Source organism: Rhizobium hidalgonense (assembly GCF_005862185.2).
In the GTDB taxonomy this organism is placed as follows: domain Bacteria; phylum Pseudomonadota; class Alphaproteobacteria; order Rhizobiales; family Rhizobiaceae; genus Rhizobium; species Rhizobium hidalgonense.
In genome coordinates this window covers 797161-822523 of sequence record NZ_CP054028.1, presented here as the reverse complement: position 1 = coordinate 822523, position 25363 = coordinate 797161, and the positions used below count along the sequence as shown (strand labels likewise).

General features: G+C 60.4%; 20 protein-coding genes. 12 read left to right on the top strand and 8 right to left on the bottom strand.

The genetic code is table 11. The annotated features are described in order from the left end of the window. Window positions 1–3 precede the first annotated feature (3 nt). Window positions 4–3996, top strand: coding sequence for a non-ribosomal peptide synthetase (locus tag FFM81_RS25105; RefSeq protein ID WP_138386029.1), 3993 nt, complete (start codon window positions 4–6; stop codon window positions 3994–3996). After that, window positions 3993–5351, top strand: a complete 1359-nt coding sequence (locus FFM81_RS25100; protein ID WP_138386030.1) for a lysine N(6)-hydroxylase/L-ornithine N(5)-oxygenase family protein — start codon at window positions 3993–3995, stop codon at window positions 5349–5351. Before FFM81_RS25105 ends, FFM81_RS25100 begins: the two co-directional genes overlap by 4 nt. Here the strand turns inward: FFM81_RS25100 and FFM81_RS25095 are convergent. After that, window positions 5324–6034 (bottom strand): 4'-phosphopantetheinyl transferase family protein, encoded by a 711-nt coding sequence (locus FFM81_RS25095; RefSeq protein WP_138386082.1) that lies wholly within the window; start codon window positions 6032–6034, stop codon window positions 5324–5326. The two genes, FFM81_RS25100 and FFM81_RS25095, sit on opposite strands and share 28 nt — an antisense overlap. Before the next feature lie 406 nt (window positions 6035–6440). On the opposite strand from FFM81_RS25095, the gene FFM81_RS25090 reads away from it, so the two are divergent. Next, window positions 6441–8318, top strand: coding sequence for a HAMP domain-containing methyl-accepting chemotaxis protein (locus tag FFM81_RS25090; protein ID WP_138386031.1), 1878 nt, complete (start codon window positions 6441–6443; stop codon window positions 8316–8318). 89 nt (window positions 8319–8407) lie between these two features. Here FFM81_RS25090 and FFM81_RS25085 read toward each other — a convergent pair whose 3' ends face one another. Together FFM81_RS25085 and FFM81_RS25080 are read right to left on the bottom strand one after the other, a co-directional pair. Then, window positions 8408–9052 (bottom strand): NrsF family protein, encoded by a 645-nt coding sequence (locus FFM81_RS25085; protein ID WP_138386032.1) that lies wholly within the window; start codon window positions 9050–9052, stop codon window positions 8408–8410. Beyond that, window positions 9049–9597, bottom strand: coding sequence for a sigma-70 family RNA polymerase sigma factor (locus FFM81_RS25080; RefSeq protein WP_138386033.1), 549 nt, complete (start codon window positions 9595–9597; stop codon window positions 9049–9051). The genes FFM81_RS25085 and FFM81_RS25080 overlap by 4 nt, the downstream gene beginning before the upstream one ends. Window positions 9598–9783: 186 nt before the next feature. Between FFM81_RS25080 and FFM81_RS25075 the strand changes: the two genes are divergently transcribed. The 8 genes from FFM81_RS25075 (at window position 9784) to FFM81_RS25040 (ending at window position 16998) form a co-directional block, all read left to right on the top strand. After that, a complete protein-coding gene (locus FFM81_RS25075; protein WP_003568693.1) occupies window positions 9784–10047 on the top strand; it encodes a pentapeptide MXKDX repeat protein in 264 nt (87 codons plus the stop codon). Between the two features lie 88 nt (window positions 10048–10135). Continuing rightward, the gene (locus FFM81_RS25070; RefSeq protein ID WP_003568694.1) at window positions 10136–10978 is read left to right on the top strand and encodes a cytochrome b/b6 domain-containing protein; all 843 of its coding nucleotides are present in this window, start codon (window positions 10136–10138) and stop codon (window positions 10976–10978) included. After that, the gene (locus tag FFM81_RS25065; protein WP_138386034.1) at window positions 10975–11751 is read left to right on the top strand and encodes a molybdopterin-binding protein; all 777 of its coding nucleotides are present in this window, start codon (window positions 10975–10977) and stop codon (window positions 11749–11751) included. The genes FFM81_RS25070 and FFM81_RS25065 overlap by 4 nt, the downstream gene beginning before the upstream one ends. A gap of 162 nt (window positions 11752–11913) precedes the next feature. Next, the gene (locus FFM81_RS25060) at window positions 11914–12672 is read left to right on the top strand and encodes a FadR/GntR family transcriptional regulator (protein ID WP_097536764.1); all 759 of its coding nucleotides are present in this window, start codon (window positions 11914–11916) and stop codon (window positions 12670–12672) included. Between the two features lie 23 nt (window positions 12673–12695). Continuing rightward, a complete protein-coding gene (locus FFM81_RS25055) occupies window positions 12696–13670 on the top strand; it encodes a sialic acid TRAP transporter substrate-binding protein SiaP (RefSeq protein WP_138386035.1) in 975 nt (324 codons plus the stop codon). A gap of 299 nt (window positions 13671–13969) precedes the next feature. Continuing rightward, window positions 13970–14542, top strand: a complete 573-nt coding sequence (locus tag FFM81_RS25050) for a TRAP transporter small permease (RefSeq protein ID WP_003568700.1) — start codon at window positions 13970–13972, stop codon at window positions 14540–14542. 4 nt (window positions 14543–14546) lie between these two features. Then, window positions 14547–15953, top strand: coding sequence for a TRAP transporter large permease (locus tag FFM81_RS25045; protein ID WP_003568702.1), 1407 nt, complete (start codon window positions 14547–14549; stop codon window positions 15951–15953). A 10-nt stretch (window positions 15954–15963) separates the two neighbouring features. Beyond that, window positions 15964–16998 (top strand): L-idonate 5-dehydrogenase, encoded by a 1035-nt coding sequence (locus tag FFM81_RS25040; protein ID WP_003568703.1) that lies wholly within the window; start codon window positions 15964–15966, stop codon window positions 16996–16998. Between the two features lie 421 nt (window positions 16999–17419). Here FFM81_RS25040 and FFM81_RS25035 read toward each other — a convergent pair whose 3' ends face one another. Further along, complete coding sequence (locus tag FFM81_RS25035) at window positions 17420–18724, bottom strand: GGDEF domain-containing protein (protein WP_037092126.1); 1305 nt, start codon at window positions 18722–18724, stop codon at window positions 17420–17422. 199 nt (window positions 18725–18923) lie between these two features. Here FFM81_RS25035 and FFM81_RS25030 point away from each other — a divergent pair, with 199 nt between their 5' ends. Further along, window positions 18924–20594 (top strand): sensor histidine kinase, encoded by a 1671-nt coding sequence (locus FFM81_RS25030; RefSeq protein ID WP_003568706.1) that lies wholly within the window; start codon window positions 18924–18926, stop codon window positions 20592–20594. A 76-nt stretch (window positions 20595–20670) separates the two neighbouring features. Here the strand turns inward: FFM81_RS25030 and FFM81_RS25025 are convergent, their stop codons facing one another. The 4 genes from FFM81_RS25025 to FFM81_RS25010 form a co-directional block, all read right to left on the bottom strand. Next, window positions 20671–21189 (bottom strand): hypothetical protein, encoded by a 519-nt coding sequence (locus FFM81_RS25025; protein ID WP_003568708.1) that lies wholly within the window; start codon window positions 21187–21189, stop codon window positions 20671–20673. A gap of 393 nt (window positions 21190–21582) precedes the next feature. Beyond that, entirely contained in the window at window positions 21583–23238 is a 1656-nt protein-coding gene (locus FFM81_RS25020) for an alpha-keto acid decarboxylase family protein (RefSeq protein ID WP_003568710.1), read from the bottom strand. Between the two features lie 30 nt (window positions 23239–23268). Continuing rightward, window positions 23269–24093, bottom strand: a complete 825-nt coding sequence (locus FFM81_RS25015; protein WP_138386036.1) for an MBL fold metallo-hydrolase — start codon at window positions 24091–24093, stop codon at window positions 23269–23271. Between the two features lie 117 nt (window positions 24094–24210). Further along, window positions 24211–25239 (bottom strand): sugar phosphate isomerase/epimerase family protein, encoded by a 1029-nt coding sequence (locus FFM81_RS25010; protein WP_173883842.1) that lies wholly within the window; start codon window positions 25237–25239, stop codon window positions 24211–24213. Between the last annotated feature and the right edge of the window lie 124 nt (window positions 25240–25363).

Sequence of the window (25363 nt, the reverse complement as noted above, 5' to 3'; positions counted from 1 at the left end):
AAGATGAACAAGCAGATCACCAATTTCGCCGATGCCCGCCCGACCGATGCTGTGGATACCGTCTTCGAAAGCTTTCCGCTGACGATCGCGCAGAAGCGCATCTGGTCGCTGGAGCAGATCGGCAACTACACCGTCTTTCCCGACCAGGTCATCGGGCTGCGGTTGAGTGCGGCGACCGATGTCGAGACGATTGCCGGCGCCTGCCGGGCGCTCGTGGCTGAGAACCCGTCGCTTGCCACCCGCTTCCGCCGGCTGGCAGGCGGCCGCATCGAGCAGTATCGCGGCGCATCGAACGCCGTGCCGATCGAAATCCTCGGCGAGGAAGGAGCAGCTCTTTCCAAGGCTGCAGCCTTGGCCGGGCGAAAAGCCTTCCGCGACAGGCGCTTCGATCTGCTGGAGGGACCAGGCGTCCGCATCCAGATCATCCGGCTTGCCGATGGGCAATCACTGCTGACGATCGTATTGCATCCGATCATCTCAGACGACCGGGAAAAATCCGTTCTTGCCGCGTCGCTGACGCGAATTCTCGATGGCGAACCCTCCGGCGAGATGCACCCGGTGAAAATTTCGGCCGGGACCAGGGAGGAAGAATGGCTGGAGACGGATGCGGCACGAGATGCGCTTGCCTATTGGAAGAACACGATCGGTCTCGACTACGCGGCTTCGACCTTCCCCACCCGCTTCAACAGCGGCGGGCTTGCAGGCGTGGCGCGCGCTGAGCATCGGTTTGCGATCGAGCCCGAGCTGTGGCGCAAGCTCGAATGGCATGCGGGTGAACGAGGATTTGAGGTCGAGCGCGTGCTGCACGCCGCCTTCTGCGCGCTGCTGGCGCGCTATAGCGGCAACTATGCTTTGCTGACCGGCCTGCTGGTCGCACGGCCCCGCACGGAACATTTCGCCAGCCGCGGCCGCGCCGAAAAGGTGCTTCCTCTCGTCCTGCCACTCGCCTCCCGGCATTCCCTCGACGACGTCGTCGCGGCGATCTCGTCGGTGACGGAAGAGGGGCTTGCCCGCCTCTTGCCGCTGGAGCGCATCACGCAGGAATTGGTGGTCGACGAAGCGGCCGCCCAGGAGGCCGTGGTCAAGGCGCTGTTCGAGTTCCGTGAACCCTATCCGATTGCGAGAGATGCGACGAACCTGGAATCGTCCGGCGCGCGTGCCGACAGCGAGCTTTCCCTGGTGGTCGAGGCGCGTCTGGAGGGCGGCGCATTTGGGCTGATCGACTATGCTGAAGATCTCTACGACGGCGCCTTGATCGCCCGTGTCGCCAGGCATTTCTGCCTGGTGCTCGAGCAGATCGTCGCGCAGCCGGATCTCAGGATCAAGGACATCGAACTCATGGGTAGCGACGAGCTCGACTGGTTGTCCGCCCCCTACGACGATGATGTCGTCAACGACGACCGGCCGGTGCATGAACTGATCTCAGCCCATTCGCGCCGGACGCCAGAGAAGACGGCGATCGTCTACGGCGACGAGGAGTGGAGCCATGGCTGGCTGGAGGCGAGCACCAACCGCCTCGGCCATCGGCTGCGGCAGCTCGGCGTGCGTGCCGAGGTGACGGTCGCGATCTTCATCAAGCGCTCGCCGGAGGCGATTGTCGGCATCCTCGCGACGCTGAAGGCCGGCGGCGCCTATATCCCCGTCGAGCCAGACCATCCGCCGGTCCGCAACCACCACATTCTGCGCGACGGCGGCGTCAAGATTGTGCTGACCCACAGCTGGCTGCGCCATCGGCTGCCGGAAGAGCTCGGCACCATTGTCCTCGAACTCGACAAGCTCGATCTCGACGGCGAGCCGGATACGCCGCTCTATGTTCCCACGCATAAGGATCAGCTCGCTTACGTCATGTACACCTCGGGCTCGACGGGATTGCCGAAGGGTGTGGCCGTCGAGCACGGTCCACTGACGCACCATCTGCAGAATACCTCGCGCGTCTACGGCATGAGCTCGGAGTCGCGCGAGCTGCCGTTCCTGCCCTTCAGCTCGGACGGCGGTCATGAGCGCTGGATGAACCCGCTGATGGAAGGCGGCAGCATCATTCTACCCGATCAGCCGCTTTGGACCCCGGAAGAGACGCTGACGGCCATGCGCAAGCACGGCGCCAACAATGCGAGCATTCCCACAACCTATCTGCAGCAGCTGGCGGAATGGGCCGATATGTCAGACGGCGCGCCGCCGATGCGGCTTTATTCCTTCGGCGGCGAGGGGCTGGCGCAACCGACCTTCGATCTTCTGTCGCGGGCGCTGAAATCGGAATGGCTGATCAACGGCTACGGTCCGACAGAAACCATCATGACGCCGATGGTCTGGAAGGTGAGGGCGGGCACGAAATTCCAGGGCGTCTATGCTCCGCTTGGCCGCGCCGTCGGACTGAGGCGCGTCTATGTGCTCGATCCCGACCTCAATCCGTGCCCGATCGGCGTGACCGGCGAGCTTTATATCGGCGGCGAGGGCGTAGCTCGCGGCTATCTCGGCAAGCCGGATACGACGGCGGACCGCTTCATCCCCGATCCGTTCTCGAAAGAAGGCGGCCGGCTTTATCGCTCCGGCGACCTGACGCGCTGGCGCGAGGACGGAACCGTCGAATTCGTCGGTCGCGTCGACCATCAGGTGAAGCTGCGCGGCTACCGCATTGAACTCGGCGAGATCGAAGCGGCGCTGCTCCAGCAGCCCGGCGTCGGCGAAGCCCTGGTCGTGCTGCGCGACGACGACGGTGGTGGCGAAAAGGCGCTGGTTGCCTATGTCGTTCCGAAAAAGGACGAAAGGCTCGACGTCGAGACGGTTCGGTCCGGCCTCGAACGCAGCCTGCCCTCCTATATGGTGCCGGCGGCTGTGGTCGAACTGGAAAAGATGCCGACCAATCCGAACAGCAAGCTCGACCGCTTCGCGCTGCCCGCGCCGCAGCCGGTCAAGCGCGAGATCGTCGAGCCGGCGACCGCGCTCGAAGAAGAGGTGCTGGATGTCTGGCGCCAGGTTCTCAAGCTGGAGGCGATCAGCGTCGAGGACAATTTCTTCACGATCGGCGGCAATTCGCTGGGCGCGATCCGCATTCTTTCCCTGCTGCGCCAACGCAGGCCGAAGATCCCGCTCACCGTCGCCGATATCTTCAACAACCCCACCATTCGCGCCTTTGCGGGTGTAATGGAGCAGGGGGAGGAGCGGGATCTCTCCGAGGTGATCGTGCTGCGCGCTTCCGGTGCCAAGCCGCGGCTCTACTGCTTCCCCGGCCTTCTCGTCAGCACCCGCGAATATGTGAAGCTCGTCGATTATCTCGGCGCCGATCAGCCGGCGACCGGTTTCATTTGCCACTCGCTATCCGAAAATAAGGAAGTCGGCGCGCCGGTCGAAGAGATCATCGAGAGCTATGTCGACTATATCAGGAAGCACAGCAGGGGCGCGCCCTGCACTTTCCTCGGCTGGTCCTGGGGCGGGCTCCTGGCCTACGAGGCCGCTCGCACGCTTGCCAATGAGGTCGACGTCAGGATGATGGCGATGGTCGATGTTTGCGACCTCGGATCCGAATTCGCGATCGGCGCCAGGCCGCGCTTCCGGCCGGGCGAACGCGACGCGCTGCATCGGGACGTGCAGGCATGGTTGCAGAAAACGGTGATGCGCCCGGAATGGGACCGGCTGCTGTCGACGATGGACGCCGATACTTATGAGCAGTTCCTGCGTTTTGTCGGCGACGAGAAGGACCCGCTTCCGACCGATGGGCCTGACATCAGCAGCCGCGAACATACGTTCTGGGTGCTGATCGACAATGCCTTGATCTTTCGCAAGCATTGGCTCGTTCCCCATGACGTGCCGATCTATCCCTGGGCGGCCGACGACAGCCTCAACCGCGGCCTCAACCTGATCGATTGGCGCCGCTTGTCGCCGCGGGCGCATGCTGCCGAGATCATCACCGGCACCAACCACCTGCATATGATCGGGTCTCCCGCCTTCCATTCAAGGCTTGCCCTGCGCCTCAAGGAAACAGAGAAGGATAACGCATGACCGTCGCTTTTACCCGCAGGGATGCCCTCAACGAGCCGCTCGATCTTGCCGGCATCGGCATCGGTCCCTCCAATCTGAGCCTTGCCTGCCTGCTGGAATCGGTGCCTGAGGTCCGCAGCCGTTTCTTCGAGCGGCGCGACGCCTTCGACTGGCATCCCGGCATGATGATGCCCGGCGTCGAGCTGCAATCGTCCTTTCTGAAAGACCTCGTCACCCCCGTCCTGCCGACCAGCCGCTGGTCGTTCGTCTCCTATCTGGTTGCTCATAAGAGGCTCTATGCATTCCTCAACGCCAATTATGACGCCGTTCCCCGGCAGGAGTTTGCACGTTATCTCGCATGGGTCGCCAAGGGCGTGGACGGTCTGCGTTTTGGGACTGACATTCGCGACGTCGAGCACCGCGACGACCGCTTCGTCCTGCGCTTCGACAACGGCCAGGAAGAAGCACGCAACCTGGTGGTCGGTACGGGATCTTCACCCTTCGTGCCAGACTGGGCAAAACCGTTTCTGGGTGCGGATTGCTTTCACAACAGTGAGGCGAAGTCGCGTCTCGCAGATCTCGGAGCCGGCCGCATCGTCGTGGTCGGCGGCGGCCAGAGCGGTGGCGAGGTCGTCGAGGCGCTGCTTGGGGATCCCGGTTCGATGACGGAGCTGACCTGGATCAGCAGGCGTCATAATTTCGAACCGATCAACGACACGCCGTTTTCAAACCAGGTCTTCTCTCCGGAATATGTGCATGCCTATCTGAAGCTCGGCGGCGAGCAGAAGCAGGCAGCCTTGAAAAACTCGATCCTGACCAGCGACGGACTGTCGATTTCGACGATTCATTCGATCTACCGGCGCCTCTATGCGCTGCGTTATCTCGAGCCAAGAATGCTCAACGCATCTCTGGCGCCGAACCGCGATGTGATCCAGATGGAGCGGAACTGCAATGCCTATCGGCTGATCGTCAGGAATCAATTCGACGGGGGCATCGAGGTACTTCACGCCGATGCGGTGGTTCTGGCAACCGGTTACCGGTTCCGATTGCCGGACGCTCTCGGCTCGCTGGGTGAACGGATCACGCTCGACAGAAACGGCTATCCCATCCTCAACGACGATTACACGATGCAATGGACGGGTCCCAGGGCAAATCGGCTGCTGGCGCAGAATGCAGGTCGATACTCGCATGGTATCGCCGACTCTCAGCTCAGCCTGATGGCCTGGCGCAGCGCGACGATCGTCAATACGCTGCTCGGCCGGCAGCATTTCGATGCGGAACCGGACAATGCGCAACTGGCCTGGGCGACCGAGACCGCTTCTGCAATGCCGCATCAGCTCCGCACCGGTTATTCGGATGGCCTGCTATCGTCCTGAAATAGATGTGTAGAAATGCCGGGCAGTCCGACTGCCGAGCAGGCCGCCAGCGCGACCATGTGCTGGCTGCCGCTGTCGATCAGGCGGTGATGCCATCGTCGATCGCCACCGACCATGACAGGAATGCCATCCTTCCAGGAAAAGGCAATATTGCGGGGATCTTCGCGCAAGCCCACGCCAAGTGCCTTCAGATGGCTCTCCTTGAGCGTCCAGAGTGCGACAGCCGCCCGCGCACGTTCGTGGTCAGGCAATTCTGCAAGTCGGAGCCATTCGTCTACGCTGCAATAGCTCGCCACCGCCGCCTCTTCGATCTCGATGTCGACCGGTTCGCAATCTATTCCGAGGTGATCACATCCCGACGCGACAGCGACCGTCACAAGCCCGTCGGCATTGGCGAGGCTGAATTGCGGCGTGTCACGACCCGCAAGCCTCAGCTTGCCGTACTGGTCCGGAGACAATACGACCTTGCTTGGTGCTGTCGCGACATAGTCGCTCAACAGTCGCCGCAAGAGATAGCGGCCGGCAATGAATGAGGCTCGGTCTCGTTCAAACCGATAGGTCTCCGCCCGGTCGCGTTCATCCTGTGAAAGCGACTGCAACCAGCGGCTCCAGTCGCGTTCGCTCCCGGAATACTGCCAGAGGGAGATTTCGATGCCGGCAGGTTGGTTTTCTGATCGCTGCATGGATCCAGTATGTGTTCCCGAGGCCGCTTGGCAAGCGCGCAGCTGCTTGCCGACGTGGTGGACGGCTCCCTGGCGGGCGCAACAGAAGTTAATTTTCAGGACCTCTTTTAGCTCCCCTCCGCAGCCGACGATCGGCGCAGCACCAATCTCGGCCGAGCTATATTTCGGTGTCTTGGATCCGAGCGAGGAGACATTTTCGCTCGCCATGGCTGCTTTTTCCCGCGGTTTCCAGGAACCTTGAGTCGTGCTGCATTCGGACTAATCGCGGAAGTTTGTGTCGGCGCAAAAGTTTCCCAAAAACGACACCGGGGGCCCTGTTTAGTTAATACTAAATTATCGAATCCGGTGTGAGATTTTGCATCAACCGGCAAGCCGGTCGTCCCAGCAAACCTTCGAGGAGACCCGCATGAAGCGCCCGAGTATCAAGCAGGCCCTGATCTTAAAGCTGACAATCATCAGCCTGTTCATGGTTGGACTATCCTATGTCTCGCTGACCACGATGTCGACACTGAGGGCCAATGCCGAACAGATCGGCACCTTCTGGATGCAGCGGCTGGTGACGGCTCGCGAGATCAAGGACAACTTCCTCGACCTGAAACTAACCTATGCTCAGTATCTCCTGGAAGACACGGCGGAGGAGCAGAAGGTTGGAAAGCAAGAGATCGACGCTGCCGGCGCTGCGCTCGACAAGGTTGTCGCCGAATATGAAAACGGCGTCCGCACGGCGCGTGGGCGCGAACTGATCAATCAGATCAAACCCGAGCTCAGCAAATATCGCGAACTGGCGGATCACATGATCGCCCTCGAAACCAGCGGGAAGACGCCGGAAGCAGTTCGTTTCTTCAAGGAAAATATGGAGCCACAGGCTGCGCTGATGAACAAGGCGGTGGGGGATCTGGTTGCTTTCATTCTCAGCCAGGCCGAAGGTTTCGTAACCGCAAGCGGTGTCTCTGCCGATTCCGCGTTCATTCTGACGGCAGCAATTGCAGCAATCGCCGTGCTCGTTGCCGTGGCGGGCATCGTGTTTGCAATATCAGGAATCGCCAACCCGATCCGACGAACCGCATCCGCCATGAAGCGCTTGTCGGATGGCGACCTCGACAGTGATATTCCCTATGCCGGCCGCGCCGACGAAGTCGGTGAAATGGCCGGCGCCGTCGAAATCTTTCGTCAGAATGCCCTTAACGTCGTCAGGCTTGAGAAGGAGGCCGCCGACTCCCGCAGTGAGAGTGAGGTGGCGCGCGCTGCGGCCCAGCAGCGCGCCGAACGCGAGGCTGAACAATTGCGCTTCGCAACCACCACATTGGGCGGGGGCCTCCGGCGGCTTGCGGCAGGCGACATATCCTTCCAGCTCTCGGAGCAATTTGCAGCCGAGTACGAAACCTTGCGCGAAGACTTCAACGCTTCGCTCCGGCAATTGGGCGCGACGATCGGCGCGGTGCTGCAGACCGTACACAGCATAGACAATGGTACCGGTGAAATTGCATCTGCCGCACAGGACCTTTCCAAACGTACAGAGCAGCAGGCAGCTTCTCTTGAGGAGACGGCCGCAGCCTTGGACGAGATCACGTCGAATGTGACGATGGCGACCAAACGCACCGACGAGGCACGCCATGTGGCCGTGGAAGCCAATATCAGCGCTCAGCGGTCGGCAACCGTCGTATCGGAGGCCGAACAGGCCATGCGACGAATCGAGGACAGTTCAGAACAGATTTCGAATATCATCGGTGCAATCGATGAAATCGCCTTTCAGACGAACCTTTTGGCGCTGAATGCCGGCGTTGAGGCGGCCCGTGCGGGTGAGGCAGGCAAAGGCTTTGCCGTCGTCGCACAGGAAGTCCGTGAACTTGCCCAGCGCGCCGCTCAAGCAGCCAAGGAGATCAAGGGCTTTATTCAGAAGTCCTCAACCGAAGTGCAAAATGGCGTGAAACTGGTTCTCGAAACCGGAACGTCGCTCAAGTCGATCGGCGAGTACGTCGTACAGATCAACCAGCTCATGGATGCGATTGCCACTTCGGCGCGCGAGCAGTCAACGGGACTTGCCGAGATCAATACCGCCGTCAATCAGATGGACCAGACGACGCAGCAAAATGCGGCAATGGTCGAGCAGTCGACGGCTGCCGCCGCATCGTTGTCCTCCGAGGCAGGCCGTCTGAGGGATCTGGTCAATCAGTTTCAATTGGATGGTGACAAAGGCGCGGCAGACATGCAGCGCAGCGGGCGGCCTTTCGAAGGCAATATGCCAATCCGGTTGGTCGGTCCGCGCCGTGTGATGCAAAGGTGACGCGAGACTGAGGTCAGGAGGAAGGGGACTGAGGTCAGCGCCCAAAATTGATCTCTTTAAATCGCGAAGTGTCTCGGCTGAGAGAGGTTCTACCAGCGGAGCAAGCGAGGACCGGTGAGGACGCCGAGGGCGCCGGTGAGCAGGATGCCGAGGGAATACCAGACCAGCACGAAGGGCATGCCGTTTTCGGTGCAGAACCAGGAATAGACCCAGGCGCCGGCAGCGCCGGCGGCAATGCCGGCGACGAAGCCGGTGAGCCGGAGATCGGAGGGTGCCGCACGACGCAGTGCCCAGACGACGCCGGCATAGACCGGCATGGCAAAGCCGAATATCAGCAACGGGCAATGAAGCGCCGACGAGCCGAGGATCAGCACCCGGGAAGACCCGGCGGGAGCCATCATGAGTTGGATGGCTGCGATCGCCGTCATGGCGGCAAAGACTACGGCGAGCAAACCGAAGAAGCGTCCCTCGGAACCGTCGGGGCGGGAAAGCCGAAAGACGGCGAGGAGAGCCGCCACGGCAATCAGTGCATTATAGGCCGATTTGATCCAGAAGACCGGCAGCATCAGCACATCGGGCATATCGACCCTGAGGCCGAGAATGGCCAGCATCAGCAGCAGCGAGAGCCCGAGTGTCGGCACCAGGCCAAGCGCGAAGCGGCGCGACAGCGCATTGCGCGGCACCGGCTTCAGGTCGCCTACCAGGCTTTCGATGATGTCGTCCGTCTTTATCACGATGCGCCTCGCAATCTCTCTGCGAGCGCCTTGAGCGCCCGGTGGATGCCGACTTTCACCGCCGATTCGGATTGGCCGGTGCGGGTTGCGGTGTCGGCGACCGACTGGCCCTCGAGTTTTACCTGCCGGATCAGTTCCTGCTGTCTCGGTGATAAGCCATCGAGCAACCGCTCGACATCCATGCGGGCCGTCAGCGTGTCCTCGCTGAAGTCGTCTTCGATCTCCTCGCCAAGCTCGGTCTCGGCCAGCCTGCGTCCACCGTGGCCGCGATGGTGGTCGATCAGCTTGTAGCGGGCGATCGAGAAGAACCAGGCGGTAAAAGGTCGCCCTCGGTCATAGGTGGATCGGCGAGAATGCAGTGCCAGCAATGTCTCCTGCACCAGGTCTTCCATATCCGACTTCGTCGCCGCAGCCATACGGCGGCTGTAATAACCGACAAGCAGCGCGCGCAAAGTCGTCAACAAACGCCGATAGGCCGCCTCGTCCCCGTCAAGGGATAGAAGCATCAGGGCTTTCAGGGCTTCTTCCGAACGGGCGGTTGTCATGCTGTCGGAGAGTTCATTCGGAAAAACAGCCAATCGGTTACAGAGAGGATCAAAAACAGTATCGCCATCACAGTCCTATCACATGCGCGTGAGGCTGTAACGCATCCTGGCGTTTGCTCGAATGGGCTGATGTGAGCCATCGGCAAACAGTCGGCGGACACGACAATCCCATTCCAGGAGAGTTCCATGACCAAACTTGTTTCCAGCCTTGCAGCCTGCATCTTCGTCGCCGGCCTTTCGCTCGCCGGTGCGGTGTCGGCCGAGGACGCCATGAAGTCCGACACGATGAAGAAGGACACGATGCAGAAGGACACCATGTCGAAGGACGCCATGTCGAAGGACGCCATGAAGATGGCGGGCACGAAGAAGGACTGCATGCACAAGGCCGGCATGGAAAAGGATGCAATGAAGAAGACCGACATGATGAAGGCCTGCGATGCGATGAAGTAAGAGGGCCGCATCTGCGCGGCCGCTGAAACTTTTTTCGCAGCGGCCGCGTCTTTTCCTCCTGAAACTTTCATCGATCTGGAGAACCAACATGGCGACGATCGATACCGGCACGAAAACCGGCCGCACGCTCATCTACCGCCACAGCCTTGCCGTTCGCCTATCGCATTGGCTGAACGTGCTTTGCCTCACTGTGCTGCTGATGAGCGGCCTGCAGATATTCAATGCTCATCCGGCGCTCTATTGGGGCCAGTATGGCGCCGACAACGATCCGTCCTTCATCTCGATGGAAGCCGTCGACGACGGCAATCAGGCGAAGGGGGTGACGCATGTCGGTTCGTTCACCTTGGATACGACAGGTGTATTCGGGCTCTCGAATGTCAATGGCGAAGCGGCAGCCAGGGGTTTTCCAAGCTGGCTCACCCTCCCAAGCTATCAAGACCTGTCGGCCGGCCGGCGCTGGCATTTCTTCTTTGCCTGGCTCTTCGTCCTCAACGGTCTTGTCTATCTCGCCTACGGGCTGATCAGCCGGCATTTCCGCCGGGATCTCGCCCCCGCCGGCAAGGAACTGACGCTCGCTCATCTCGGCCATGAGGTCGCCAACCATGCCAGGCTGCGTTTTCCCAAGGGAGCCGAGGCGCGCCATTACAACACCCTGCAGAAACTGACCTATCTCGCGGTGATCTTCCTGTTGCTGCCGTTGATGATTGCCACGGGGCTCACCATGTCGCCCGGCTTCAATGCCGTGGCGCCCTGGCTGCTCGATATATTCGGTGGACGGCAATCGGCCCGCACTCTGCATTTCCTCACCGCCTTTTCGCTCGTCGCCTTCGTCGTGGTGCATGTCGCCATGGTGATCCTGTCGGGTGTCTTCAACAATCTGCGCTCGATGATCACCGGCTACTACGCCATCGAACAGGGAGACGGACAATGAGCCGCCTGATCACCCGCCGCCGTTTCCTGATCGGCTCGACCCTGACCGCCTCCGCACTCGGATTGAGCGGCTGCGACGCATTGGTCGAAAGTGAGCGGACGCAATCGGTCCTGAAGATCGCCGAGGGCTTCAGCATGAAGACGCAGCGCTTGCTGCTCGGCGACGATTCGCTCGCCCGCGAATTCAGCGAGGCCGATCTGTCGCCGATCTTTCGCTCGAACGGCACCAGCATGCCTGACAATCCGCAATATCTCGACTGGATGAGCGAGCAGTTCTCGACCTGGAGACTAGATGTCGGCGGACTTGTGGAAAACCCCACTCAGCTCTCGCTCGCGCAGCTGAAGGCGATGCCGTCGCGCACCCAGGTCACCCGCCACGACTGCGTCGAAGGCTGGAGCGCGATCGGGAAATGGACGGGCTTGCCCCTCGGCGCCCTGTTGCAATCGGTCGGGCTGAAGCCCGAGGCGCGTTATATCGTGTTCCACTGCGCCGACGAATACGAAAAGACGCTTGACGGTACCGGCTGGTACTATGAGAGTCTCGATCTGGTCGATGCCTTTCATCCGCAGACCATCCTGGCCTATTCGATGAACGGGCGCGATCTGGAAGTGGCGCATGGAGCGCCGCTGAGGCTTCGGGTCGAGCGGCAGCTCGGTTACAAGCAGGCGAAATATCTGACTCGCATGGAAGCGGTCGCCGATCTAGGCCGGCTTTACGGCGGCAGCGGCGGCTTCTGGGAAGATCGCGGTTATGAATGGTATGCCGGCATATAGGTCGCGGGCAGGCCGGTGCACACCACGGACCGATTGACTCAGCCTCTCCTGTTTAAGTTTTATGCGGCGGATTGACGCACAACCTCGGCGATGATACCTGTACGCTAATTGGTCAGGCCAGTTGACCAGATGCGTGCTTGAGGAGAAGCCGCGGGAGGCCCCATGTTTTCGCCTGTTGAATCACGCCGCCTCTACAGGCAGGTGGCGGACCAGATCCGTTTGATGATCGTCAGCGGCGAGCTTGCCGTTGGCCAACGGCTGCCGGCCGAGCGCGACCTGGCGGAACAATTGTCGGTGTCGCGCCCGACGGTGCGCGAAGCGCTGATCGTGCTGGAGGTTGAAGGCCTCGTCAACATCCGCATGGGATCCGGCATCTATGTGGTGCGCCAGCATGCCGCGACTGTGGCCGGGGCCGAGCGCGAGCCGGTGGAGGGGCCTTTCGAGCTGCTGCAGGCCCGCGCCATCATCGAATGCGCCATTGCCGAAGAAGCAGCAGGCTGCGCCCGGCCGGAAGGCATCGCGCTGCTCGATGAGGCGCTGATGCGGATGAGCGGCGGCGTCAACGATGCGAGTACGGTGCTTGCCGCCGATCGCGCCTTCCACACCGGCATTGCCGCGATCGTCGGCAATGCGACCCTGATCCGGGTGACCGGCGAAATGTTCGACATGCGCATGACCCCTTATTTCGCCAAGCTCGCGAGCCACTTCGAGGGGCCGGGAACATGGCGTCGCGCCGTCGACGAGCATCGGACCATTCGCGATGCGATTGCCGCCGGCGATGGGGCAGGCGCCAAGGCTGCCATGCGCGCCCATCTCACCCTATCGCAGAAGAGGTTTTCCGAGAGCTTCGGGGAGGAGTTCTCGGGAGAGGAGGAGCACGGCCGCAACAAGGGGCCTGCGAAAGGAACGACCAAGACTTAACCCGAGCTCGGGAGGAGAGAGCGATGAAGAGCAGACTGGCAACGATACTTTGCGCCGCGACCGCGATGATGGCGACGACCGCCGTCGCGCATGCCCAGACCGTATTGAAATGGGCGCATGTCTATGAAACCTCGGAGCCCTTCCACACGGATTCCGTCTGGGCCGCGGAAGAGATCGCCAAGCGCACCGACGGGCGTTACAAGATCGAGGTCTATCCCGCCTCGCAGCTCGGCAAGGAAGCCGACATCAATCAGGGTCTCAAGCTCGGCACCGTGGACATCATCATCTCGGGATCGAGTTTTGCCGCACGCGACTACAAGCCGATCGGGGTGACTTATTTCCCTTACATCTTCCGCAGTCCTGATCATCTGATCGCCTATACCAAGAGCGATGTCTTCAAGCGCCTTGCCAAAGGTTACGAAGACAAGACCGGCAATCACATTGCCGCCGTCAGCTACTACGGCACGCGCCATACGACTTCGAACAAGCCGATTGCCAAATGTGCCGATATGCAGGGCCTGAAGATCCGCGTGCCCGACGTCCCGGCCTATCTCGCTATGCCGCGCGCCTGCGGCGCCAACACCACGCCGATCGCCTTTGCCGAAGTCTATCTCGCTTTGCAGAACGGCACGGTCGAGGCGCAGGAAAACCCGCTGACGACGATCGAGGCGAAGAAGTTCTACGAAGTCCAGAAGAACATCATCCTCACCGGCCACATCGTCGATCATCTCAACACGGTGATTTCGAAGACGCGGTGGGCGAGCCTGACCGACGAAGACAAGAAGATCTTCGGCGAGGTCATGCAGGAGGCCGCCGAGCGCACGAGCAAGACGATCGCCGGCAAGGAGACCAGCCTGGTTGCCACCTTCAAGGAGAAGGGCCTGAACGTTGCCGAGGTTGATAAGGCTGACTTCGAAAAGACCGTGATGGAAAAGGTCAAGTTCGAGGACTTCGGCTATGAAAAGGCCGATTGGGAAGCAATCCGGGCGATTCAGTAGGAGCTCGCTCACGACCTTCGTCATGCGCGGCGCATGCCACGGCTGCCCGGTTTGCGCCGATGGCTGCCCCTCACCCTAACCCTCTCCCCGTTCTGACGGGGGAGAGGGGACGTGCCCTGCGAGGCGTGGGTGAGGAACGGAGAGATCGCGGCACATCCCCTTCGCCCCGTTTACGGGGAGAAGGTGGCGGCAGCCGGATGAGGGGCAGACGCCGCCGAGCAAAGAACGAGATTTGTCGAACTGAAGGTCGCGCCGCTCAGCGCCGCGCGCCTCCTTCTCCACCCGAAACAAGGCCGATCATGTCGCAAGAAATTCACACGCCAATCACGGCCGAGGAGATCGGTCACGAATTCGAAGGCCATGCGCCGACCGCAAACGTATCGGATTACGCCATCGAGGACTGGATCACGCTGATCGTCTTCTGGCTGATGGCGGGCTGCGTCTTCCTGCAGTTTTTCACCCGCTATGTGCTGAACGACAGCTATGCATGGACCGAGGAAATCGCGATCAACTGCCTGATCGGCGTGGTCTTTCTCGGTTCCGCCATGTGCGTGCGCATGTCACGGCATATTCAGGTCGATGTGTTCTATCACTATATGCCGGCAGGGCTTGCGCGCGTGCTCGCAACCTTCGTCGATATCGTCCGCATCGGCTTTTTCGCCTATGGCTGCCACCTGATGTGGCGCTACGTCGATATCGTCGCCGACGAGCAGATGGTCACCGTCGAATTGCCGCGCAACATCGTCTTTTACTCCGTGCTCGTCGCCTTCGTGCTGATGCTGATCCGCGCGGTTATCGTCTTCATCGCCAATATGCGCCGCGGCTACTCCGTTCTGGAGCGCCCTGAAGAATTCCAGACTGTCGAGGGTTGACACGATGCTGCTGCTTCTTGGTTCGTTTCTGGTGCTGATGCTGATCGGCGTGCCTGTTGCCATCTCGATGGCCGTCGCATCCGTGCTTTATATCGTGCTTTTCGGCATCGCGCCCGACATCATCGTCGCCCAGCGCATGATCGCCGGCGTCGAAAGCTTTCCGCTGCTTGCGGTGCCCTTCTTCATCCTGGCGGGCAACCTGATGAACTCGGCCGGTGTGACGGGCCGCATCTATTCCTTTGCGGTGGCCCTCGTCGGCTGGATGAAGGGCGGGCTGGCGCAAGTTAACATCATCGGTTCCGTCATCTTCTCCGGCATGTCCGGCACCGCACTTGCCGATGCGGCCGGCATCGGCACGATCGAAATCAAGGCGATGAAGGATCACGGCTATCCCGTCGAGGCTGCCGTCGGCGTGACGGCGGCCTCGGCCACGCTCGGGCCGATCTTCCCGCCGTCGCTGCCCTTCGTGATCTACGGCATGATGGCGAATGTTTCGATCGGAGCGCTTTTCATGGCCGGCATCCTGCCCGGCATCGTCATGACGCTATTGATGATGATCACCGTCGCCGCCTTCGCCTACAAGAAGCGCTGGGGCTCCGACGCGCCCTTCGATATCAGGCAGCTCCTGTCGGCGGGCATGGAAATCGTCGTTGTCCTGATGGTGCCTGTGGCGATCTATCTGATGATGCAGACCGGCATGTCGATGAACGTTGCGGCCGGCATCGCCCTTCTGGTGCTTCTGGCGCTCGACTGGTATTTCGGCTTTTCCGCCGTCATGGCGCTGATGACCCCGGTCATCCTGATCGGCGGCATGACGATGGGCTGGTTTACGCCGACGGAGGCCGCCGTCGCCGCCGTGCTCTGGTCACTGTTCCTCGGTCTCGTGCGCTACCGCACGATGACGCTCTCAACGCTCGCCAAGGCAAGCTTCGATACGATCGAGACGACGGCATCGGTCCTCTTCATCGTCACCGCAGCCTCGGTCTTTGCGTGGCTCTTGACGGTGAGCCAGGCCGCCCAGCTGTTGTCGGATGCGATCCTCTCGATCACCGACAACAAATGGGTTTTCCTGATCCTGGTGAACCTCTTGATGCTTTTCGTCGGCTGCTTCCTGGATACGATCGCGGCGATCACCATCCTTGTGCCGATCCTGCTGCCGATCGTCGCCAAGTTCGGTATCGATCCGGTTCAGTTCGGTCTGATCATGACGCTGAACCTGATGATCGGACTGTTGCATCCGCCGCTCGGTATGGTGCTTTTCGTGCTGTCGAGGGTCGCGAAACTGTCGGTCGAACGCACCACCATGGCGATCCTGCCCTGGCTGGTGCCGCTTTTCCTGGCGCTGATCCTGATCACCTTCATTCCCGCCGTATCGCTCTGGCTGCCGCAGCAGCTCGGGCTGCTGAGATAGGAGGGATAGGATGCACACACGTCTGGCCCGGCTTTACCAAAAGGGCGATCTCAGGATCGAGACCGACACCGTTCCGGTGCCCGGTCCAGGCGAGGTGCTACTCAAAATGGCCGCCGCAGGCATCTGCGGCTCCGACCTGCATTATTACCAGGACGGCGGCTTCGGGCCGGTCCGGGTTCGCGAGCCGATCATCCCCGGCCACGAAGCCTCGGGAAGCGTGAGCCAGGCAGGCGAGGGCGTCGACCTCAAGGCCGGCGTGCTGGTGGCGGTCAATCCGAGCCAGCCCTGCGGCCAATGCGAATATTGCGCGAAGGGGCTGCCGATCCACTGCCTCGACATGCGCTTCATGGGCAGCGCAATGCGCCTGCCGCATGAGCAGGGCATGTTCCGGGAATGGCTGGTGGTGCCGGCCAGCCAGTGCTTCGAAGTCGGACCTGCGACGACGGCCGCGGAGGCGGCTTGCAGCGAGCCCTTATCCGTCTGCCTGCATGCTGCATCGCGCGCCGGCGATATCACGGGCAAACGCGTCCTCATCACCGGCGCCGGCCCGATCGGGGCGCTAATGGTTGCCGTTGCTGCTTATCATGGTGCAGCCGAGATCGTGGTGACCGATCTCGCGGACGCGGCGCTGGAGCGAGCCAAGGCGATGGGCGCCAGCCGCGCGATCAATGTTTCTCAAGGGGCCGCCGCACTTGCGGAGTTCGAAGCAGGAAAAGGCTTTTTCGATCTCGTTTTCGAATGCTCAGCCGCCGCACCCGCCATCCGCAGCGCAATTGCCGCCATCCGGCCGCGCGGCACGATCGTGCAGGTCGGCGTCACGGGAGAGATCCCGATCCCCCTCAACGCCATCGTCGGCAAGGAACTTCATATCCACGGTACGCAGCGCTTCCATGAGGAATTCGCCACCGCCGTCGAGCTGATCTCCAGCCGCACGATCGACGTGGGGCCGATCATCAGCCATAGCCTGCCGCTGGAAGACGCCAACGCCGCCTTCGCACTCGCCGGCAACCGCATGGCCGCCTGTAAAGTGCAGCTTACGTTTTAAAAGGGCTCATTCCGTCCCGGCCTATCGACCAGGCCCACAAGCCTGCAGGCCAAGGGTTGCTCACGTCAGAACGCGACACGGACGGAAACAAAAGAGGACTTGGCTTGATACCGGTAAACCCGCGCAGGACTTCCTCGCCGGATGGGCATCAGCATGGGAGCAGGACATTGATACAGCAACGCAGTGGGCCCTTCTTCTCGGTGCTCTGACGCTGGCGAGCTGGATCGCAGGCGGGCTGACGGCCGTCTTCGGAACCGTGGAGCCCGGTCAACCCCGGCAAAAGGCGGCAGAATATCTGATCTTCGGGCTCAACGCCGCCGGCCCCGCCTCGGCGGTCGCGATGGTTGCGATCCTGGTGATCTGATGATGTCGATCCGCCGGGCGGCAGAACGGGATTCCCGCGATCGACGGGTATCTTGTTCTAGCGTCGGGCGGCGATCTGCTCCGCGGCGGACGGCGCTGCCTGGTTCGGCCGGTGAAAGACGCAGACCTGGTTGCGGCCCGCTTCCTTGGCGCGATAGAGCGCCATGTCGGCCTCGTGTTGGAGATTGGCCAGTGAAATGTCGGTGTCGAGTGCCGATTTCAAGGCGACCCCGACGCTCAGCGTCACTGACGGGCCAACACCGGAGGAAGGATTCGGAAGGGCGGCGGCTTCCACGCTCTCGCGTATTCGCTTTGCCACCGCGATGGCTTCGTCTTCGTCGACATCCGGAAGCACGATCAAGAATTCCTCGCCGCCATGGCGCGAGACGAGGTCGCGATCGGCGCGCACGCAGCTCTGGATGATGCCGGCAACCTTGACGAGGCAGCGGTCGCCCTCGCCATGACCGAGCTTATCGTTCAGCGCCTTGAAGTGATCGATATCGCACATGAGCATGGCGACGACGCCGCTTTCACGGCCGTTGCGCCACAGGCCTTCGAGCGTTTCCATCATCCAGCGGCGGTTGGCAATCCCGGTTAGCGGATCGGTTCTGGCCAGCCGCTCCAACCGGGCGTTCGCATCGGCCAGTTCCGCAACCCGGCGCTGGTCCCGGCAGTCCAGGAGGAATGTCTTCTGCGCCAGGATGTTCATCGTGCGCCTGGCAACCACGATGGCGATGATCCCGCAGGAAAAGAACAGGGTCGCGGCGACGACGCTGCCGGCATCCAGGATCGGGTTGTGCCATTGGAGGACGAAATAGAGACAAAGCGCATAACAGGCGATGGCAACCGTCCACGCCAGCGGCACGCTGAAGATGGTGATCGCGCTTGTGGCGACGAACAGCATGATGCTCAAATGCCGCTCGTAAAATTCGCCGCCGGCAAAGACGCCGACAAGTGCCACCGACAGAAGAATAAGGCACATTCCTGCCAGCAGCGACACGTGCTGAAGCGTTGCGGCGCGCGGCTTGCTCCAGATGATCGCCGTCAAAATTGCCGCTGGCGGCAAAAGGCAGGCGGGGGCGACCATTGCCAGCGCGACCTGACGGGGAAGCAGAAGCGCGTTCAGCGCTAGCGTCAACACGTCGACGAATGCCACCCATATCATCCAGGAACGGATGATTTTTGCGGTCTGCCGCCATGACCGTTCCTCAAACCGGCGGTGCAGTTCGCCCGTAAGGCGGATATCGCGGGTTCGGCCCGACAAAAGACGCTCGACCTCACCCGCCATCGCGCCCGTCAGCGGCCGGGGCGGGAGGAGCCCGGCTGAAGAATTTTCAGGGGAAGCGCTTTTGCCATCTGTCATCCCTGGATAATCTAGCCGCAATCGAAAGCTCGGCAAGGTTTGGGGAGAGAGGCCGCGTTGGCGTGGTTAGCTTCCGGTTCTCGTGGGCCGTTCGCATGTCCGAATTCGCACATTCGGAAATTTGCGGGCAAGATCGCGGACATAGTCTGGGCGAGGCCGTCCCGGACATGCTACCAACCCTTTTGCGAGGGGGTACGGGATGAGACTCAAGCTGGTTGCAGTTGCGGTCGCGGCGCTGGCGCCGGTGGTGGCGATGCTCGCCTATAACGAAGTCGCGCTCCGCCATCAGCGTAACGAAGAAGTGCGCGCATCCGCAGCACAGGCGGCGCGCCAGGCATCATCCGAGGTCGAAAGGATTGTCGAGGGCCTGCATGGCCTTCTCGTATCCGTCTCCGCCATGCCCTCCGTCCGGCATCTCGATGTCAATGCCTGCAATGAGGCACTCAAATCGGTTGCCGAAAGCATTCCGAACATCAGCACCATCTTCGTCGTTGGGCTCAACGGGCGGCCGGTCTGCGGCAGCACGGTGTTTCCCGAGGGCGTGGTGTTTTCCGACCGCGACTATTTCCAACAGATATTGAAGACCAAGGACTTCACCGTCGGCACCTACACGCAAAGCCGCCTTTCCGACAAGCACGTGCTGCCACTCGCAATGCCGTTGAAGGAGGGCGATATTCTCCAGGCCGTCATCGTCAGCGGCATCCGGATGGACTGGCTGCAGAACCGCATCACCGAACGCGGCGTCGCGCCCGGCAATGCGGTAACGATCGCCGATGGAAAGGGAACCATCGTCGCGCACGTACCACTTGCCGAACAGCTCGTCGGCACTGTGATACCCGAAGAATACCAGCGCCTGATCCATGCCGAACAGCCCGACGTCGTCGAGGTCACGAGCCGGGACGGAACAGCGCACGTCCTCGGCTATCGCCCGATCGCCCTGCCGTCCAGCCCTCTCTATGTCAGCGCCGGCTTCTCGAAATCGGAGGCCTTCGCGCCGATCAACCGGGCAACGCTGATGAACACGCTCGCGATCATCGGCGGCGCGCTGTTTTCATTTGCTGCGGCGATCTTCATCGGCAACCGTTTCATCCTCGTGCCGATCTGGCGGATCGCCGATGTGATGGAGAAGTGGCGCAGCGGCCAGACGACAGCCAGAACCGGCATGAAGGGAGCGGACGAGTTGGAAGTCGTCGGCGCGACCTTCGATCGACTGCTCGACGAACTCGATGAGCGCAGACGCCGGAACGAGCAGGCGGAGGAGGAGCGGACCCTGCTCGTCCGCGAAATGGCGCACCGGGTCAAGAATGGCTTCGCCCTCGTTCAGGCGATCGCCCGGCAGACCTTCTCGCGTTCCAATCCGGAAAGCTACAACGCCTTTGCCGAAAGGCTCACGGCGCTTGCCGGCACATATGATCTCATCTTGTCACGGGAGGGGTCGGCCGCGCCCATCCGGGAGATCATCTCCGCCGCCTTGCGGGCGCACATCGCCTCGGAGGAACGCATTCGTCTTGATGGCCCCGACGTGGTTCTTCCTGCCGATATCGCCCTGCCGCTTTCCCTCGTGCTCCACGAGCTGGCGACCAATGCGACGAAGTACGGAAGCCTCGGAAGCGAGCAGGGTACCGTCACCATCGAGTGGAAGCACGATGACGGGCGCGTGTTTCTCGTCTGGACGGAAGCCGGTGGGCCGCCGGTGCCTACGCCGACGAAAAGAGGCTTCGGCTCCGTCCTGATAGAGCGGGCATTTTCTTCCAAGGCACAGGCGCAATCGAGATCGGACTATCGGCCGGAGGGCCTCGTCTTCGAACTTGTCTTCTTAACCGGCAAACCTGCAGCGAAGACGGAAGACGAACTCCCGATGGGGATATAGTGGCTTCGAGCAGACGTGCCTGTAAGCGTGGGGTTTAAACCAGCCGGGACGGCGATGCGCGCTCCGGCGGACCTCCCTACTTTTCCGCTGCAAGGGGACGCTGCAAATCGATGCGGCTCGTCACTACGGATTTGCCTGAAGTCGGGTCTTGATCGACCGTCTGCAGGCGAAGCCTGTCCCGTCCGAGTTTCTCGATCATCAACGTCGCGTTTCGGTCGCCATTGATCACGCGAGCCCAGGTCACGCGAAGATTGAGCGCGTCGCCCTGCCTGCTGCCGACCAGTTTGGACGGCTGTCCGGATGGCCCGATGTAGTTACCGGTGTATCGTTGTCCCAATGCCTTGACATTGGCCGAGAAAGCTCTCGTGAAAACCGCAAGGCCACGACATTTCCCGTTCATCGAGACCGCAGAGTCACTCGCGTCTGATTTGAGGGTGCAGGAGACATTGAAGTTTGTGCCGCCGATCTTGGTGAGGACCATGCCGGTCCCGCGCCAATCGCCGGCCAGGGATCGTAAAAATCCCGCCTCCGACGCCTTTGCAGTGTGAGGCAGGCAGGACAGCGAGAATATAGCAGCAATCAGAGCAGCACGCATGAAAGCCTCCCCGGTTAAACACTCTCCCGAACCGATGAACGCGACAGATTGTTCCGACAAGCCTCCTGCCGTTGAATGGGCGTGCCACGTTTGTGGTAAAGGTCGGTGCCCTTGCCGAACTGCGGCGTCAATCGTGTCACCTGCTATGGCATACGATAAATTGGGTCATGCCGGCTGTCGAGAGCACGCGTAGCGGGAAAGGCAAGGTGGCCGCTATTCTCTCGCGCTGAAACCGTTAAGTAATAAGAAGAGGGTGGTGCGTTGTGCATTTCGACAAGCCCGGTGCGATTCACCGCCTTTCCCTCGTCCGCGTCGCCAGAGCATTGCGGATCGACCTTTAGCGGCAGATGTTGGATAGAACGGTTCTGCGGCTTCGTTAACAGCTCAACCGCTCTAGCTTGCTTTCCAGTTCGCATTGTTGGGGATCGATCGCTGAGGCACGACGACCTGGATGATGGACGGACTGTTCAGGTTGTCTTTGGCGCCGCTTATGGCATCCTCCAGTTCGCCATAGGTGTCAACTTTCCAGCCCCGGCAGCCAAAGACCTCTGCCAGCTTGCTGTAATTCCATCGGTGCAGGATGCAGGAATTATAGAAGGGCTTGTTGCCATGGAAGACCGATGCATCGGCAAGCCATTGCTCCACGCCATAGATGCCGTTGTCCATCACGAAGATGATCGGGTTGAGATTGAAACGGGTTTGTGTCGAGAGGCATTGAGCGGTCATCTGAAACCCGCCATCCCCCGCAAAGACCAGCAGCCTCTGTTTATCTTGCTTCGCCAGCGAAACCCCGGTCGCGGCCGGGCCGATATAACCGATCGCCGAATAGGATGATTGGACGATGAAACCGCGGCGAGAACCCACTTCAAGAAGCAGGCTCCCGAAATAATTCAAACTGGCGTCGGCACCAACGATGGTATTTCCGTCAATCTGCTGCTGAATGAAATCATAGAAGCCCTGATAGGTGATTTCGCCTGCCGGCGCCACGACCGGCGCTTGCCGGACCGGTTTCGCCGGAAGACTTTGGGCTTTGCACGTCAGCCTACTGTCAATCAAGCCGTTGACGAGATCCGCCAGCGAAACCTGTGCGTTGAAGATCGTGCTGTATTTCACTGTATCCCAGGAGGCAAATGCGGTTTTAGCGAGATCAATGGGCCAGCCCAAATCGTTGATATCAGTCAACCAGACGCCCAGCGCCAATACGAAGTCGGAGTCTTTGACCAAAGACTGGACATAGGGTGACGATGATTTGCCATCGAACACCCCGGCAAATTGGACATCGTCTTCCGACAGGATGGCCTTGCTCAAAAGCTCGGTCACGTAGGGAATTTTGAGGTCCCGAATGAGCCGCTCCGCCTGGTCGTGAAGGCCAAACCGGTCGATCTCGACACCGATCCAGATCAGCGGTTTGGTGGCATTCTGCAATCTTTCGCTGATTTGCGCGATCGACTGATTGAGGCTGTCCTGGTCGGATATGTCAGGCGCCGCTTTCAATGCAGTCGACGGACGAGTGCATTCCAGGTCGACCATATCCTCCAGCAACTCGATATAGACCGGACGCCTCTCCGTGATGCACTGCGTCAGCGCATAATCTATGAGCATTGGCGCAAGATGAGGGCTGTCGATGCGGACGGTAGCGGCGGTTATGTATTCGAACACCTGACGATCCGTTTCCCGTCCGCTGATGAAGTGATGCGAACTGTAGCCGGTTTGTTCGAATGTCAGCGTTTTCTGGATGCTTGGCGCACCGTTGATCAGAACGACCGGCACTTTCTCGACGTAAGATCCGGCGATCGCATTTGTTGCGCAAAGCGAGCCTGCGGAATAGGTGACGCACAGCGCCCCAATTCCTTTCAATCTTGCATAGCCGTCGGCCGCATAACCGGCATTCAGTTCATTCACCTCTTCGATGACCTGAATACCGCTTTTCTCGACATAGCTGTTTACCCATTCGATCGAATAATCGCCCGCCACGGAAAACAGGTGTCCCAGGCCCAGTTCGCGAAGTCTGTCGACCAGATATTGCCCAACCGTGTATGTATCGCCCATGTTCCAGCGGCTCCCCTGTTGACGAGAAAATTAGAACTCGCTCGCGTTATCGAATAAGCGCGGTATGTATATGTCGAATATTCCGGGGCATTTTCGCTCCGGAAATCTTTCCAGCAGGAAGCGCTTGAAAGCATCATTGGTGAGTCCGTTGCCGACGGCCTCCATGGCGACGGACAAATACTCTATATTTTTGGCAATCTCGTTTTTGTCAGCCGGAAAGCCGTGGCCGGGAAGGAACACCTCATAGTCGGACAGCAGCATGCCCTGCAAAATCCGGATCCAATGCTCCATATATTTCGTCAGATAGAGGTGCGTGCCGCTGTAGATCAGGTCTTGCGCAATAAAAACGCCCACGTCCGGAAGACCTATGGTGAGGAGAAAATCGATCTCCGTATCAACGACTTCATCAAATACGTATTTGACTCCGTCGATGATCTCGTGGCCGGCGCGGACGGTATTTTCGGGAATTACCAAGCTCTGCGGAGCGAGGTTGCCCAGTTTCCAATGGTCATTCAGGGAATCCTGGCCATGCTGCCTCAGGAACTCCTTCGTTTCCGGCAATGCATGAATCGGGATGTCACTGAATGCGGCTCCCATGCCGAACCAATGGTCGGGGTGCCTGTGCGACAGGTAAATCCGGTCGATTTCCTTGCCGATACTGTCGGCATACGCCCTGAATTGCAGCGCATAGGGAACGAAGAATTGCCCATCGACAAGAACAAGCTTGTTCCTGCTTTCGATGATGTGCGTTGCATTGGCGATATTATCATCCGTGAAAGCTGAAATGAAAGTATGAATACGGATATCGCCTGCTCGCCTGACGATTTTAATGGGATCCGGCAATTGCGCCACCATAGGTATCTCCCTGAGTGAAAGGTCGTTTACTGAGGTTTGACGTTCACCCGGGCATGGCGGAGACGTGGTTCCCCAGCATTCCCGGGCTGTTTCCAACATGTGCGCGCCAGACCGCCATCACGGATGAGATCGACGCCTGTGGGACGCGATCTTTTCCTCCAATGTCCTCAGGGCGGCGCGCGCAACGTCGTAGGCGCTGTCGACGCCCGCCTCCGGCGCGTCCTCGCCGGGCCGCCAGAAGCGTCTGCGCGTCATTCTCATCGAGCTCTCGAAGGGGGGAATCGCGTTAAAGACTTCGACGAGATAAGGGCCGGAATAGACCGGCTCGATTTCGTCCAGCATGATCTCCCAGGGAATCCAGCTGTCTTTAACAGCGCCCCGGTCCGGCGCTGAGATATGAACGTAATTCAGCCGGCTCTGCTGTGCGGCGCGGGCAACATTTTTCCTGAAGGTTGCCGGCCCCTGGCTTTCCATCACGACCTGGGCTGTATCGATCGTGACGCCACAGACCGGAATGTCGGCGCTTTCGAGAAAATCCAGCGCTTCCGAGACCATGGTCGGCCCGGGCGTTTCCCAATTCTTGACGGGTTCGATGGCGAGCTTCACCCTCTTCTCGGCAGAATATTGCGCCAATTCCCGGAAGATGGAGGCTGCCGCCGCATATCGTGGCTTCATCCAATCCTGGAGCGCGTCGCTCCAGATCTCTTCACCGTCATCCGTCAGCGGAAAAATGCCATAGGGGTACAGGAACGGCCCCGACATGATCGTATTATCTCCGCCCAGCACCGAGGTGATGTCGACGCGGGATTTGAGATAGGACAAAGCCTGCTTGCGCTGTTCTTCGTAGGGCGAGGTCGGATCGAAGGTTCGCGTGGTCCCCACATTGGTTGTGAACTTCACATCCCGGAAGCCGGCCTGATCGAACGCCCTCTTAAGGCTGATATAGCTTTCGATCTCACCATGATGACCGACATGGGCCGGTCCTGGGGCGATATGCACATCGAAGCCGGTGTAGCCGATCTCGGTAAGAGCTTTCAGATGTCTGACGAGAACCTGGGTGTAGCCCGCGTCATCCGGCCTCAGATCGGCTGTAAACATAAAGAAGCTGAAATATATATCTCGCCCGCGTGCCTCTTCCATCGTCATCGCTCCAGCTGTGGCTATTCAGTAATGCGTGGTTCAGGATGATGTCTCGCCCGGCATTGTGATGAGGCGAGGTCGTCCCGCCTCCTTCACAGTGTCATTGGGCTGAAACAAACGGTCCGCGCCG